15 protein-coding genes and 1 tRNA gene are annotated in these 14,218 nt (G+C 71.4%); 14 read left to right on the top strand and 2 right to left on the bottom strand.

Translation table 11 applies throughout. The features are described from left to right. Nucleotides 1-189: 189 nt before the first annotated feature. Nucleotides 190-801, bottom strand: a complete 612-nt coding sequence (wrbA, locus tag ACGFRB_RS20940) for an NAD(P)H:quinone oxidoreductase (RefSeq protein ID WP_363003374.1) — start codon at nt 799-801, stop codon at nt 190-192. Between the two features lie 288 nt (nt 802-1,089). Between wrbA and ACGFRB_RS20935 the strand changes: the two genes are divergently transcribed. The 7 genes from ACGFRB_RS20935 (at nt 1,090) to ACGFRB_RS20905 (ending at nt 7,311) form a co-directional block, all read left to right on the top strand. Next, nucleotides 1,090-1,815, top strand: coding sequence for a TetR/AcrR family transcriptional regulator (locus tag ACGFRB_RS20935; RefSeq protein WP_393244849.1), 726 nt, complete (start codon nt 1,090-1,092; stop codon nt 1,813-1,815). A gap of 117 nt (nt 1,816-1,932) precedes the next feature. Continuing rightward, nucleotides 1,933-2,904: a prolyl aminopeptidase gene (gene pip / locus ACGFRB_RS20930; protein WP_393244847.1), complete on the top strand. Its 972-nt coding sequence runs from the start codon at nt 1,933-1,935 to the stop codon at nt 2,902-2,904. Nucleotides 2,905-3,034: 130 nt separating this feature from the next. Further along, nucleotides 3,035-3,721 (top strand): HhH-GPD-type base excision DNA repair protein, encoded by a 687-nt coding sequence (locus tag ACGFRB_RS20925; protein WP_393244845.1) that lies wholly within the window; start codon nt 3,035-3,037, stop codon nt 3,719-3,721. Between the two features lie 130 nt (nt 3,722-3,851). Beyond that, entirely contained in the window at nt 3,852-5,420 is a 1,569-nt protein-coding gene (locus ACGFRB_RS20920) for a M28 family metallopeptidase (protein WP_393244843.1), read from the top strand. Between the two features lie 197 nt (nt 5,421-5,617). Beyond that, entirely contained in the window at nt 5,618-5,809 is a 192-nt protein-coding gene (locus ACGFRB_RS20915) for a YegP family protein (RefSeq protein ID WP_393244841.1), read from the top strand. A gap of 279 nt (nt 5,810-6,088) precedes the next feature. Then, the gene (locus ACGFRB_RS20910) at nt 6,089-6,385 is read left to right on the top strand and encodes a type II toxin-antitoxin system VapB family antitoxin (RefSeq protein ID WP_003955420.1); all 297 of its coding nucleotides are present in this window, start codon (nt 6,089-6,091) and stop codon (nt 6,383-6,385) included. Between the two features lie 287 nt (nt 6,386-6,672). Beyond that, complete coding sequence (locus ACGFRB_RS20905; RefSeq protein ID WP_393244839.1) at nt 6,673-7,311, top strand: LytR C-terminal domain-containing protein; 639 nt, start codon at nt 6,673-6,675, stop codon at nt 7,309-7,311. 190 nt (nt 7,312-7,501) lie between these two features. Here ACGFRB_RS20905 and upp read toward each other — a convergent pair whose 3' ends face one another. Further along, nucleotides 7,502-8,137: a uracil phosphoribosyltransferase gene (upp, locus tag ACGFRB_RS20900; RefSeq protein ID WP_363003388.1), complete on the bottom strand. Its 636-nt coding sequence runs from the start codon at nt 8,135-8,137 to the stop codon at nt 7,502-7,504. Between the two features lie 827 nt (nt 8,138-8,964). Between upp and ACGFRB_RS20895 the strand changes: the two genes are divergently transcribed. From ACGFRB_RS20895 to ACGFRB_RS20865, 7 genes are all read left to right on the top strand, one after another. Beyond that, complete coding sequence (locus ACGFRB_RS20895; protein WP_393244837.1) at nt 8,965-9,498, top strand: hypothetical protein; 534 nt, start codon at nt 8,965-8,967, stop codon at nt 9,496-9,498. 101 nt (nt 9,499-9,599) lie between these two features. Further along, a complete protein-coding gene (gene tadA, locus ACGFRB_RS20890) occupies nt 9,600-10,028 on the top strand; it encodes a tRNA adenosine(34) deaminase TadA (RefSeq protein ID WP_361227574.1) in 429 nt (142 codons plus the stop codon). A 101-nt stretch (nt 10,029-10,129) separates the two neighbouring features. Next, nucleotides 10,130-10,214, top strand: a tRNA-Ser gene (locus tag ACGFRB_RS20885). A 405-nt stretch (nt 10,215-10,619) separates the two neighbouring features. Continuing rightward, nucleotides 10,620-11,357, top strand: coding sequence for a DUF4097 domain-containing protein (locus ACGFRB_RS20880; RefSeq protein ID WP_393244835.1), 738 nt, complete (start codon nt 10,620-10,622; stop codon nt 11,355-11,357). An 876-nt stretch (nt 11,358-12,233) separates the two neighbouring features. Next, complete coding sequence (locus tag ACGFRB_RS20875) at nt 12,234-12,398, top strand: hypothetical protein (protein ID WP_363003394.1); 165 nt, start codon at nt 12,234-12,236, stop codon at nt 12,396-12,398. A gap of 31 nt (nt 12,399-12,429) precedes the next feature. Further along, the gene (locus ACGFRB_RS20870; protein WP_361227466.1) at nt 12,430-12,729 is read left to right on the top strand and encodes a Dabb family protein; all 300 of its coding nucleotides are present in this window, start codon (nt 12,430-12,432) and stop codon (nt 12,727-12,729) included. Nucleotides 12,730-12,949: 220 nt separating this feature from the next. Continuing rightward, complete coding sequence (locus ACGFRB_RS20865; protein ID WP_393244833.1) at nt 12,950-14,014, top strand: SigB/SigF/SigG family RNA polymerase sigma factor; 1,065 nt, start codon at nt 12,950-12,952, stop codon at nt 14,012-14,014. Nucleotides 14,015-14,218 lie beyond the last annotated feature (204 nt).

Raw genomic sequence — 14,218 nt, 5'->3', positions numbered from 1 at the left:
GGAACGGGACCCCCGAATAACCCTTGGTTACCCCCTGGGGTATACAACCGACCATAACAGAAACAGAAGTACCCCCGGGGGTATCCAACCCCGGGGGTACATCACACTCTCGGTACGCGCCACGCGCCGCGCGCCACGCGCCACGCGCCACACACCGTGCGCGGCACAAGGAGGCCGCGAGGCCGCCGGTCAGTCGGCCGCGATGCCGTTCAGCCGCTTGGCGATCTTCGCGAGGCGCTCGCCCTGGTAGCGGGCGGCGGCGAGGACGGCCTCGTCCATCTCGCCCTTGGCCCCCGCGAAGGCGGTGCCGTAGGGGTTGCCGCCGGCCGCGTAGACGGTCTGGTCGGTGTAGCCGGGCGAGACGATGATCGAGCCCCAGTGGTGGAAGGTGTTGTAGAGCGCGAGCAGCGTGGACTCGTTGCCGCCGTGCGTGTTGTAAGCGCTGGTGAAGGCGGTGGCCGGCTTGTCGGACAGCGCGCCCTGCTGCCACAGGCCGCCGGCGGTGTCGATGAACTGCTTGAGCTGGGCGCTGATGTTGCCGAACCGGGTCGGCGAACCGAACGCGTACGCGTCCGCCCACTCCAGATCCTCCAGCGTGGCGACCTCGACCTGGTCCGCGTGGGCGTCCACGTGGGCGCGCCAGGCCGGGTTCGCGTCGATCGCGGCGTCCGGGGCCAGCTCGGCGGCCCGGCGCAGCCGCACCTCGGCGCCGGCCTTCTCGGCGCCCTCGGCGACCGCCTCGGCGAGCCGGTGGACGTTCCCGGTGGACGAGTAGTAGATGACGGCGACCTTGACGGACATGCTGAGCCCTCCTGAGGACCTGTACCTGCACCTGTACCTGGAAAGAACCTGCGAGCGATCTACGACCTGCAACCCGTGACCTGCGACAACACCCCCGCAAGGAAACGGATTACTTTCCGGTTCGACACCCGGAGCCTAAGCGGAGGACTATCCGTTTAGCAAGGGGCCCGGGTATGCTCGATGTCGGAAAGCGGCCGAGGGGGAGGCGCGGGCGGACCCCGGACAGGGAGCCGCCGATGCCGGGAGAGCGCGCGAACGAGAGCAGGAACGAGAGGCGGGCAGCAGCCGATGAGCACCCACGAACCGCAGGCCACGGCCGGTCCGGCGGCACCCGCGGGATCGACGGGATCGGCAGAGCCGGCGGCGCCGATGCCGGCCGACCGGCCCGTTCCGCCGCTCCCCCTGCTCCCGGCCCTCGGCGCCCCCGTCCCCGAGCGCGCCGACGCCGCCCGCAACCGGCGCAAGATCCTCGACGCGGCCGCCCGGATCGTCGCGGAGAACGGCCCCGAAGCCGTCACCATGAACCAGGTCGCGCAGGCGAGCGGCATCGGCGTCGGCACGGTCTACCGCCGCTTCGGCGAGGTCTCGCAGCTGCTGTGGGCACTGCTCGACGAACGCGAACGCCGGTTCCAGGAGACGTATCTGAGCGGCCCGCCGCCGCTCGGCCCCGGCGCGCCCGCCGCGCAGCGCCTCTACGCCTTCCTCTGCGCCTACGTCGACCATGTCGTCGACCAGCGCGCACTGCTTCTGGCCGCCCAGACCGCCTCGCCGACCGGCCGCTACACCAACGGCGCGTACCTCGCCACGCACGCCCACGTCAGGCTGCTGCTCGCCGAGACCCGCCCCACCGCCAACGCCCCTCTGCTCGCCCACCTCCTGCTGGCCCCGTTCTCCCCGAGCCTGATGCACCACCTGACGGAGGAACAGCATCTGTCGCCGGACGAGTTGAAGGCGGGCATACGCCAGCTCCTTCACGACGAGACGGATGCCGAGCCGGCTGCCGAGCCGCGGTAGGGAGCCGCGGCAGAGAGCCATCGGGGCATATGTCAGACCGGTTCGGCCGGCCCCACCCGTGCCGTCCGGGCCGTAAACCGGCGGCGCGGACCGGCCCGCGGGAGTAGCGTCGTCGGGATGTTCGCTGAGCTCGCACCCCATGACGAAGGCATGCTCGACGTCGGCGACGGCAACCACGTGTACTGGTCCGTCGCCGGAAACCCCGAAGGAAAGCCCGCGCTCGTCGTCCACGGCGGCCCCGGCTCCGGCTCATCGCCGCACGCGCGCCGGGTCTTCGATCCGGCGGTCTACCGGATCGTCCAGTTCGACCAGCGCGGCTGCGGCCGCTCCACCCCGCACGCGAGCGACCCGGCCACCGACCTGTCCGTCAACACGACCGCCCATCTCATCGCCGACATGGAACGGCTGCGGGTCCACCTCGGCGTCGACCGCTGGCTGCTGTACGGGGGCTCCTGGGGATCCACGCTGATCCTGGCCTATGCCGAGACGCACCCGGAGCGCGTCACCGAGATCGTGATCGCGGCCGTCACCACCACCCGCCGTACCGAGACGGCGTGGCTGTACGAGGGCGTCGGGCGGTACTTCCCCGAGGCCCACGAACGGTTCCGGGACGGAGCCGGCGTACCCTCGCGCACCGAGGGCCAGGACATCATCGGGGCATATGCCGCCCTGATGAACCATCCCGACCGCTCCGTACGGGAGAAGGCGGCGGCCGACTGGTGCGTCTGGGAGGACACCGTCCTGTCCCTGGAGGGCCAGGGCACCCCGTACATGGACCGGGTCGACGATGCCCGGCTCGGCTTCGTCCGGATCTGCGCGCACTACTTCGCGCACGGCGCGTTCCTGGAAGAGGGCGCGCTGATCCGGGACGCCCACCGGCTCGCCGGCATCCCCGGCGTCCTCGTACACGGACGGCTCGACCTCGGCGGCCCGGCGCTCACCGCCTGGGAGCTGGCCCGCGCCTGGCCGGACGCCGAGCTGCACATCGTGGACGCGGGCGGGCATCTCGGGGTCGACGAGACCCGTACGCGCGTGATGACGGCCCTCGCCCGGTTCGGGGCAGCGGACGGCACCGCCCCGGAGAGCTGAACCCCCGTCGGCACCCGCCGGCACCCGTCAGCACCCGCCGGCACCCGTCGGGCCGTACTCCCGTAACTCCCGCTGCTCCCGGTGCCGCACTCGCCGGGCGCGGCGGGCCGCGCGGCCCGATGATCGGGGTATGAGCCCCGAGATCCATCTCGCCCAGCAGCCCGACGCCGACGCGCTCCTCGGCCGCTCCCCGCTCGCCGCGCTCGTCGGCATGCTCCTGGACCAGCAGGTGCCGATGGAGTGGGCGTTCTCCGGACCGTTCACCGTGGCCCGCCGGCTGGGCCGGCACGATCTGGACGCGGGCGAGATCGCCGCCCAGGACCCGGAGACCTTCGCCGCGCTGCTCTCCGAGAAGCCGGCCGTGCACCGCTACCCGGGGTCCATGGCCCAGCGGATCCAGCAGCTGTGCCGCTTCCTGGTGGAGGAGTACGGGGGTGACGCGGAAGCGGTGTGGCGGGGAGTGGCGACGGGATCCGAGCTGCTGGCGCGGCTGGAGGCGCTGCCCGGGTTCGGCAAGCAGAAGGCGCAGATCTTCCTGGCCCTCCTCGGCAAGCAGTACGGGGTGCGGCCCGACGGCTGGCGGGAGGCGGCCGGGGCGTACGGGGAGGCGGGCGCGTTCCGCTCGGCCGCCGACATCACCGGGCCGGAGTCGCTCGCCAAAGTCCGCGCCCACAAGCAGGAGTTGAAGGCCGCCGCGAAGGCGGCCAAGACGGCCAAGACCGCCAAGGCGACCAAGGCGCCCGGAGCGACCGGGACCGCGAAGTCCGCCCGGTCCGCGACCTCGAAGAAGACCACACCCCCCGCCAAAAAGCCTTAAAACACGGGGAATTGTTCATTCCCGATGCCAATCCTGTGTCGCACGGCAGAAATTGTGACGAATCTGTTCACAGGAACCCCCAACGGTCGCTAGCTTCCCCTCAACCTCGCACCCACCGGGAAGGACTTCTGTGAACGCCTCGCAGCGCAGAGCCGCCGCCGTTCTGGCCGCCGCCGCCCTCGCCACCCCGCTGGTCCTCGCCGTCCCCGCCACCGCCGACCCCGCCCCGGGGGCCGCCGAGGCACGGGACGCCGCCAAGCTGGCGAAGACGCTGGTACGCGAGACCACCGCCAAGGACGCCTACCGGCATCTCCAGAAGCTCCAGGCGATAGCCGACTCGTCGGGCGGCACCCGCGTGGCCGGCTCGGCCGGCCACGACGCCTCGGCCGCGTACGTGTACTCCCTGCTCAAGCAGGCCGGTTACAACGTCTCGTACCAGAAGTTCGACTTCATCTTCACGGAGACGCGGGCCGAGAAGGCCGCCGTCGTCTCCCCCGCCCCGCGCGACCTCGCGATCCACGCGATGACATACACCGCGTCCACCCCGGTCGGCGGCATCAAGGCCGGCCTCGCCGCCGCCCCGGTCGACGCCGACGGCAGCAACGGCTGCGAGCCGGGTGACTTCGCCTCCGGCACGTTCACCGGCAAGATCGCGCTCATCAAGCGCGGCGGCTGCACCTTCGCCGACAAGCAGGCGAACGCCGCCGCGGCCGGCGCCGTCGGCGCGGTCATCTACAACAACACCGACGGCGCGCTGAACGGCACCCTCGGCGCCGCCGACGCCGGCAAGGTCCCCACCGGCGGCATCAGCAAGGCGGAGGGCGAGCAGCTCGCCGCCGACCTGGCCAAGGGTCCGGTCGAACTGTCCCTGGACATCCGCCAGTTCCGGGAGAACCGCACCACCAACAACGTCATCGCGGAGACCAAGGGCGGCAACGCCGCCAACACCGTGATGCTCGGCTCCCACCTCGACTCGGTCGCCGCCGGCCCCGGCATCAACGACAACGGCTCCGGTTCGGCCGCCCTCCTCCAGACCGCCCTGGAACTCGCCAAGGCCACCTCCAAGGAGAAGGACAAGGTCCGCAACAAGGTCCGCTTCGCCTGGTGGTCCGCCGAGGAGTACGGCCTGCTCGGCTCCGAGTACTACGCCGACCACATGAGCTCCCTCGACAAGAAGGAGATCAAGCTCTACCTCAACTTCGACATGATCGCCTCGCCGAACTACGGGATCTTCGTCTACGACGGCGACGACTCCGACGGCAAGGGCGCGGGCCCCGGCCCGGCCGGCTCCGCGCAGCTGGAGCGCGACATCAACGACTACCTCGACCGGCGTGGCGTCCCGCACGAGGGCACCGACTTCGACGGCCGCTCCGACTACGGGCCGTTCATCGACGCGGGCATCCCCTCCGGCGGCACCTTCACCGGCGCCGAGGGCCTCAAGACCGAGGCCCAGGCACGCAAGTTCGGCGGCCAGGCGGGCGTCGCGTACGACGTGAACTACCACGCCAAGGGCGACGACATCACGAACATCGACATGCGGGCGTTCGACATCAACATCGGTGTCGTCGCCAACGCCGTCGGCACCTACGCCCACGACATCAGCTCGCTGCGGAAGCCGGTCGCGAGCACCGGACGGACGGACGGCGAGGGCACGGCCAACGGCGGTCTGCACGCCGACCACGACGAGGCGACGGAGTAGCCGACACCGCCTGCCGGCGGGGCTGAGGGGATCGAGGGGCCAAGGGCCCGAGAGGTCTCGTCGGCCCCCTCGGCTCATCGCCCCCACCTCGACCCATCGGCCTGTCGGCCCGTCGGCCCGTCGGCCCTCTTCCGGCTGCGCGTCCCGGCGCGGCGGCCTAGCGTCGCCTCAGGGGGCAGAGCTGAGAGGTGACGCGCATGGCGGGCAAGTTCGAGGTCTACAGGGACAAGGCGGACAAGTACCGGTTCCGCCTGAAGGCGGGCAACGGGGAGATCATCGCGGTGGGCGAGGCGTACGAGAGCAAGGCCTCCTGCCTGAACGGCATCGAGTCGGTGAAGGCGAACGCCCCGTCCGCTCCAGTGGTCGAGAAGGAGAAGGCGACTCCGTAGCCGAGTCCGCGACCGGCTCCCCGCCCGGCCCCGCAACCGAGTCCGCAGCCGTCCCCGCTCCCGCTCCCGCTCCCCGTCACCGGCAGGGTGGCGAAGGCATGGTGGCCGTGTCGGTGCCGGACACCCGTGCGCGGCCGTCCCGGCCGCCGAACCGTCCCGGGTCCCGCCGCTCCCGCGCGGCGGGACCTTCCATGCGTACGGATCGGTCCCGTTTTGCCCCGGCATCGCACTGAGTTCGCGTGGCTGCGCCGGGAGCCGCGGGCCCGGTAGGCTTTCCGTGTGATCTTCAAGCGCATCGGAAACGGCAGGCCGTATCCCGACCACGGCCGGGAAAGCACCCGGCAGTGGGCGGACGTGGCACCGCGCCCGGTCCGCCTCGATCAGCTGGTGACCACCAAGGGCCAGCTGGATCTGGAGACGCTGCTCGCCGAGGACTCCACCTTCTACGGCGACCTCTTCGCGCACGTCGTGAAGTGGCAGGGCGATCTCTATCTGGAGGACGGACTGCACCGAGCGGTCCGCGCCGCACTCCAGCAGCGTCAGGTGCTCCACGCGCGCGTACTGGAACTGGGCTGACCGCTTCTCCCTGGACGACGGGGACGGCCCATCCGGCCACCGGCCATCCGCCCGTCCGCCCGTCCGCCCGTCCGGCTGTCCGGCTGTCCGGGCTGTCCGGGTTCGACTGCCCGGGGCCGACTGCCCTGGAGCACGCGGCCGACGCACCGGCCCCATACCCGCCCGGCGTGCGCTCCGGGGCGTACGGCTCTCGGGGCTGACCCTTTCGGGGCCACTTCACGCCCGTCCGGACGCGATCACATGATCATCCAGTAGGCATCACCCACGGGCCGCACTACGCTGCGTTCATGAGCATGCTCACTCCCCCTGGAATGGGCGGAAAGTACCGCATCACAGGGGACGTCTATCCCCGCATGCGCCGCCCTCACCGCCGGCGCAGAATCGTTCTCGGGGCGGCGGCCGCCGTGCTCGTGCTCGGCGCGGCCGGCTGGGGGACATTCCAGCTCGTCGACGTCTTCTCCGGCGGTGGTGGCAACGGTACGAAGACGGCCACGGCCGCCGGCAAGCCCAGCGACTGCAAGCCCGCGCCCAAGCCGACCACCCCCGCCGCCGCGACGCTCCCGAAGCCGGCCCAGATCACCGTGAACGTCTACAACGCGACCCCGCGCGGCGGTCTCGCGAAGGCGACCGCGGACGAGCTGAAGAAGCGCGGCTTCGTCATCGGAAAGGTGGGCAACGCACCGGCCGCCCTCGACAAGAAGGTGACCGGCACAGGACTTCTGCTCGGCGCTCCGGGCGCCACCAAGGGCGGCTTCTCCGTCGTCGGCACCCAGCTCAAGGGCGCGACGACGAAGGTCGACACCCGGACGACGGCGGACATCGACTTCGTCATCGGCACCGCCTTCAAACAGCTCGACCCGAAGACGGTGGCGGACGCGGCGCTCGTGGCGCTGAACAAGCCGAAGCCGGTTCCGGGACACTGCTGACAGCACGAAGGCGCCCGTCCCCCTTCTCGTACGGATGAACCGGAGTTCTTCCGTACGAGGGGACGGGCGCCTTCACATGCGTTCAAACGGCGGGAGGCCCGCCGGCCGGAGCCGTGGCCCCGTGACCCGGAGCCGTGGCCCAGGTGCCGGCCCGAACCAGGACCGGTGCGGGTCCGCGGGTCCGCTGGTCCTACTCGGCGGTGCCGTACATGCGGTCGCCCGCGTCGCCGAGGCCCGGCACGATGTAGCCGTTCTCGTTGAGGCGCTCGTCGACCGAGGCCGTCACGACCGTCACCGGCGTACCGGCCAGCTCGCGCTCCATGATCGCGACGCCCTCCGGGGCGGCGAGCAGCACGACGGCGGTGACGTCGTCCGCACCGCGCCGGATCAATTCCTTGATCGCCGCGACGAGCGTGCCGCCGGTCGCGAGCATCGGGTCGAGGACGTACACCTGGCGACCGGACAGGTCCTCCGGCATCCGCGTCGCGTAGGTCGACGCCTCCAGCGTCTCCTCGTTGCGGATCATGCCGAGGAAGCCGACCTCGGCGGTCGGGAGCAGCCGCACCATGCCGTCGAGCATGCCGAGACCGGCGCGCAGGATCGGAACGACGAGCGGGCGGGGGTGCGACAGCTTCACGCCGGCGGTCTTCGTGACCGGGGTCTCGATGTCGACCTGCTCGGTGCGCACGTCCCTGGTCGCCTCGTAGGCGAGCAGGGTGACCAGCTCGTCGGCGAGCCGGCGGAAGGTCGGGGAGTCCGTGCGCTTGTCGCGCAGCGTGGTGAGCTTGTGAGCGACCAGCGGGTGATCGACGACGTGGAGACGCATACGTCAACAGTAGCCGGGTCGGTGGCGGGGCCCGGACAGCGGCCGGGGTGGCGCGGCCCCGGGGCGCCGGGGGAAGGTGGGGACACAGGGACACAGTCGTGGGGTGGTGTGGCCGATGCCCGACCCGGAAGAGATGCCTGGAACGCCCGGAATGCCTGGTGGGAGGGGTAGGAGGGGGCAAGCGGAGCCCGTCGGCGCCTCGGCGCCGCCGGGCCGGAACGCCCCGCCGGGCACCTCACCGGCACCGGCGCCGGGCCTTGACCCGGACGCGCCGGAGGCCGGCCCGGGTAGGCCGAGCGGACCGGACGGGCCGAGCGGACCAAGCGGACCAAGCGGACCAAGCGCGTCAGGACCGGACGCCGCCCCCGATCTGCCCGACCCCGACGCCGACCCCTATCTCCACCCCGATCTCGACCCCGAGACCGATCGCCGCCGCCGGCGCGCGCTGTTCCTGCGCGAACTGCACGAGGCCAAGGCGCTGCGCGACCGCGTCCAGCCGCGGCGCGCCCGGGCGGCCCGGATGCGGCAGGCGATGCGGATGCGTACGTTCCGGTGGTGACACGGGGGCGGCACGACGGTGGCACGCCGGTGGCGCCGCGACGGGCGCGGTAGTGCGCCCGGGTGACCTGCGGGAAGTCCCGCCACGCCGGGTGCGCCCGCGTGCGCCGGGGTCGCGCGCCCGCCCGATCGCGGTGTCATTCAGACTGATGCACGACGCAACAGCCGAAGACCTCTCCTGACGGCGAGGTTTCTGTCACGATGCCGATTGGGCGGGGCATCAGGAGCGCGCCGCCGGTCATCACACCTCTGGACAGTGGGAGAGTCAGGTGTACTTCGCCGCACTGCTCGCGCGCACCGAAGACGGGTGGGAAGCGAGCGATACAGAGCTCGACGACGTGGAAACGCTGGCGGACCTTGCCGAACTGGCCCGTGAGGCCGCCGCCGACGACGGGGAAACGGTGATCGTCTTCATCGAGCAGGAGGACGCCTGGTTCGGCGTCGTCCGCGTCGACGGCGAGGACGACCCCCGCGTGTTCGTCTCGAACGGCGCCGCCGCCGCCCGCTCCTCGTACGGGGAGATCCTCACCTCGGAGATCCTCGGCGCCGACGAACAGGACGGCGTGCTCGACGAACTGACCGACCTGGACGGCACGGAGGACGGCGAGCCGGAGGACGCGGACGAGGACGACAACGCGCCGGACGCCGCGGCCGTCGCCCCGGCCGGACCCCTCGGCGAGACGCTCGTCCTGGCCGACCTCGGCATGGACGAGCAGGCACTGCTCGGTCTGGAGACCGGCGACGCCCTCGGGGAGATCGCGGAGGCCATCGGCGCCGCGGACATCCTGGAGGCCGTGCGCTAGTGCCCCGCGCAGCACGCGGCGAGGACACCGCTCCCTCCCCTGCCCCCGAACCCGTGCCGGAGCCCGTAGGGGATCCCGTACGGGACCCCTGGCGTGCCCCGATGCGGCACGCGCTCGCCGAGGCCGACCTGGCCGCGCTGGCCGGTGACGTACCGGTCGGCGCGGTCGTGCTCGCCCCGGACGGCACCGTCCTCGCCACCGGCCACAACGAGCGCGAGGCGAACGGCGACCCGACCGCCCACGCCGAGGTGCTCGCCCTGCGCCGGGCGGCGGCGGCGACGGGCGAGTGGCGGCTGACCGGCTGCACGCTCGTCGTGACCCTGGAGCCGTGTGTGATGTGCGCGGGCGCCCTCGTCCAGGCGCGGGTCGAACGGGTGGTCTTCGGCGCCTTCGACGAGAAGGCGGGAGCGACCGGTTCGCTCTGGGACCTGGTCCGCGACCGCCGTCTCAACCACCGCCCCGAGGTGATCCACGGCGTCCTGGAAGCGGAGTGCTCGGCCCAGCTGACCCGCTTCTTCCGTACCCGCTGACGCCTCCCGGCCCGGCCTCCGGCCGAGCTACGGGCACCCGCTCCGACCTGCGCGGGGATACGGATTTCAGTCCTGGGCGCCTTTGGGCTAAGCTCTCTCTCGGTAGCGTGTCCGAGCGGCCGAAGGAGCTCGCCTCGAAAGCGAGTGTGGGGAAACTCACCGAGGGTTCAAATCCCTCCGCTACCGCTCTTGAACCGCCTCCGATCTGCGACAGCAGGCCGGGGGCGGTTCTGCTTTTCCCGCGGACTTTCCGGTGGTGCCCCGGCTCCTTCTCCCGCCGGCTGTTCCGCCACCGTTCCCCCCGCCCCCTGCTGCCCCACGCGCCCCTCCCACGCCCCTCCCGCACCCTTCCCGCACCCTTCCCGCGGGCTCTCCGCCGGGCCGACCCGGAAGGGTCCGGCGGTCGGAACCCCGGGACGAATCAGGGGTTTTATTCGGGGGCTTCCCTGATGTCCGCCTCCCCCAGCGCCCGTTAGCTTCGAAGAGCGTCAGGCAACAGGAGTCGGACGCCACAGGGCCCTGCCTGGCCCGGCGCTGCCATCGGGCCGGCCCGGCCCGATCCAGGCGGCCTTCCGCAACAGGGGGACACGAATGCGCAGGAACTTCCGTCTACTCGGCATCGCGGTGACGACGGCGGGGCTCGCCATCGGCGGGCTCTCCGGGTGCGGCCTGGTGAAGAGCAAGACCTACGAGGACAGCGGCTCGCTGCCCGCGAAGATCACCTCGGTCCGGCTCGAGAACGGGTCGGGACACGTCACCGTCCATGGCATCGCGGACGGCGAGCCTCCGTCGCTGCGGCGCACGGTCTCGTACCAGCACGGCAAGCCCGAGGGCCCCACCCACCGCGTCGAGAACGGGGTGCTGATCCTCGACGACTGCGGCAGCTTCGACTGCTCGGTCGCGTACGACGTCGAGGTCCCCGCCGGCATCCCGGTGAGCGGCAAGGTGTCCAACGGCACGGTCAGTCTGACGAAGGTGGGGGCGGTCCGGGTGAAGACCGGCGCCGGCCGGATCGAACTGACCGGGGTGAACGGCCCGGTCGACGTCACGACCGCCAACGGCCGCATCACCGGGTCGGACGTCAAGGGCGGCCGGGTCCAGGCCCGGACGTCCAACGGCAGCATCGATCTGACCCTGGCAGCGCCCCTGGATGTCGAGGCGAGGACGACCAACGGCAGCATCGCCCTGAAGGTGCCCGGCACGGGCTATCGAATAGCCGCGCGGACGAGCAACGGCGACAAGCGGATCGGACTGCCCGACGACCCGGCGGGCCTGCATCGACTCACCCTGAAGAGCAGCCACGGGAGCATCAGCGTCGAAAACCCCTGACCGTCGCGGCCCGTGCGGAAACGGTCGGCTTGGGATGCGGTGAAGGCGGACGGACCGGGAGACCGGCAGTCGTCGGCGATCGGGCCCACGGCGTGGTGCTCGCAGCCGTCGGTGGTCTCGGTGCAGTCGACGCGGAGGCGGACGTCGCCCTGCTCGGCGCCGGCCGGGTCCCGCACCGAGGCGTACGCGTGCGAGGCCGCCGGCCCCCGGTCGTCGGGGCGCCCGGTGGATCGCTCGTCCGGCCGCTCGTCGCTCCGCCGTCCTTCGTGAGTGCTCACCGTTCGACCCCCTCGGACTGGCCGCCCACCGTGCGCCTGATGCGCCATCAGGCCGACGGCGCGCCGGACGCCCGGGCAAGACGGAAGCGAAGGGACAAGCGTGAGGTGAGCGCGAAGGGACGGTGAAGGCCCCCGGCCGCGGAACGCCGAGAGCGAGGCCGAAGCCGGGGCCGGGGCCGGGAGAAGAAGGGGGGGCGGGGAGGGGGGCGGGGGGCGGGGAGGGGAGGCCCCCCAGAAGGCGCGGAACAGCCACTGGAGGCGCTTGGCCGGGGGGAGCGGCATCGGGGGGACAAGCCGCTCCCCCCGATGCGAACCGGGCCTTCAAGTCCAGCGCCGTGGTCAGGGGAAGCACTCGGCGCGGACCCCGCAGTGAGGGCCGGTTCGATGCCCTGCGGATTCCTGCCAGATCCGCCGGGCTCGACACCCATCCTGCTCTGGTGGCCGTTGTTCCGGGGGTCGGCGAAAGGCCCCGTTGGGTGGGCCATTGGTCCATAAAGGCCCGGCCGGAAGGGGCTCCGTTAGACTCGGCGACCGCGTGAACGCGGCGCCGACAGCGGTGGTGACAGGGGTCTTCGGGGCGACTGGGGAGAGCGGACGAATGGCGCAGGTGAAGAAGGTCGCGCTCTATGCGGTCGGGGTGTTCGTGCTGTACACGATCATCACTTCCCCGGCCCGGGCGGCGGATCTCGTCCAGGTAGGGTTCGAGGGCATATCGAGCGCCGCTCAAGGCGTCGGCCAGTTCATGACGGAGCTCGTCAACTGACTCGTATCGGACTCGTTCACGGGAGACGGCAGTGATCCGCCATCTGGTCCTCTTCAAACTCAATGACGGTGTCGAGCGGGACGAGCCGCGGGTGGTCGCGGGCGTCGAGGCGTTCCGCGCCCTCGGTTCGCAGATCCCCGAGCTGACGTTCTGGGAGTGCGCCTGGAACGTCTCGGACCGGCCGATCGCGTACGACTTCGCCATCAACTCCGCCGTCGCCGACGCGGACGCGCTCAAGATCTACCTGGAGCACCCGGCTCATCAGGCCGGTGTCGCGCTCTGGCGCGAGTTCTCCACCTGGGTGATCGCCGACTACCCGTTCGAGGCCTGATCCCTCACTCCGGCCTCTCCGGCCCACTCACGCGTACGCACGCGTCACCACCCTTGCGGGCCCTTCGCCGTCGACGGCGGAGGGCCCGGATTCTTACCCGTCACGCGCTCACTCAACACGTAGTTATGCGGTGCTTGCACACAGTGGACATGTCTTGTGATGCTATGACCGCTTTTGACGAATGAGTCGACCGAAGTTGACGTGAAGGGGTGGCGTGAACGTGCCGGCCAGTGCAGCGCCTCAAGTCCCTCCCCAGAACGAGCCCGGAAGCCCGGACACCCCCCGCCGCCGTACCGCGCCCACCCCCACGCCCACGCCCGGCGCCCCGAGCCCCCGCGACGCCTCAGACACCTCCGGCGCCCCCGGCGCCCCCGAGACCACCCCCCACGCCGGCACCGACCCCAGCACCGGCCCCGCCGCGGGCCCCGGCACGCCGGACGCACCCGAGAGTCCCGGCGGAGAAAGCGAGGGAGACGGAGACGGCTCCTCCGGCCCGCGTACCGGCGTTCATCGCCCCGGCACCCGCGGCGCCGACACCCGCGCCCTCACCCAGGTGCTGTTCGCCCGGCTCAAGAACCTGGAGCCGGGCACCCCCGAGCACCAGCACGTCCGCGGCGCCCTGATCGAGGCCAACCTCCCCCTCGTCCGTTACGCCGCCGCCCGCTTCCGCAGCCGCAACGAGCCGATGGAGGACGTGGTCCAGGTCGGCACCATCGGCCTGATCAACGCCATCGACCGCTTCGACCCGGACCGGGGCGTGCAGTTCCCGACGTTCGCCATGCCCACCGTCGTCGGCGAGATCAAGCGCTACTTCCGCGACAACGTCCGCACCGTGCACGTCCCCCGCCGCCTCCATGAACTGTGGGTCCAGGTCAACGGTGCCACCGAGGACCTCACCACCGCCCACGGCCGGTCCCCCACCACCGCCGAGATCGCCGAGCGTCTCAAGATCGGCGAGGACGAGGTGCTCGCCTGTATCGAGGCCGGCCGTTCCTATCACGCCACCTCTCTGGAGGCCGCCCAGGAGGGCGACGGCCTGCCGGGCCTGCTCGACCGCCTCGGCTACGAGGATCCCGCGCTCGCCGGAGTCGAACACCGCGATCTCGTACGGCATCTGCTCGTCCAGTTGCCCGAGCGCGAGCAGCGCATCCTGATGCTCCGCTACTACAGCAACCTGACCCAGTCCCAGATCAGTCAGGAGCTCGGGGTCTCGCAGATGCATGTGTCAAGACTCCTCGCCCGGAGCTTCGCCCGCCTGAGATCCGCAAATAGGATCGAGGCGTAACTGGATCGGGTAGACCCTTCCGGAGCGGCTTTTCGGCCTCCCAAAAGCCCTGCACCCCTTGTTTCCTGCGGATACTCGGCTACTTTGTGTCGACAAATCACTACAGCGTGTTGCCGACTTGTGACATTCTGTGGAAACCGCGTTTGCCATGGCCCCACCTCCGGTATTCAGGTGGAGGCTGCGTTCCTCAGATGGCCGTGGCCG

This window comes from Streptomyces sp. NPDC048718, from assembly GCF_043198875.1.
In the GTDB taxonomy this organism is placed as follows: Bacteria; Actinomycetota; Actinomycetes; order Streptomycetales; family Streptomycetaceae; genus Streptomyces.
This window is presented reverse-complemented; position numbering and strand designations above follow the sequence as displayed.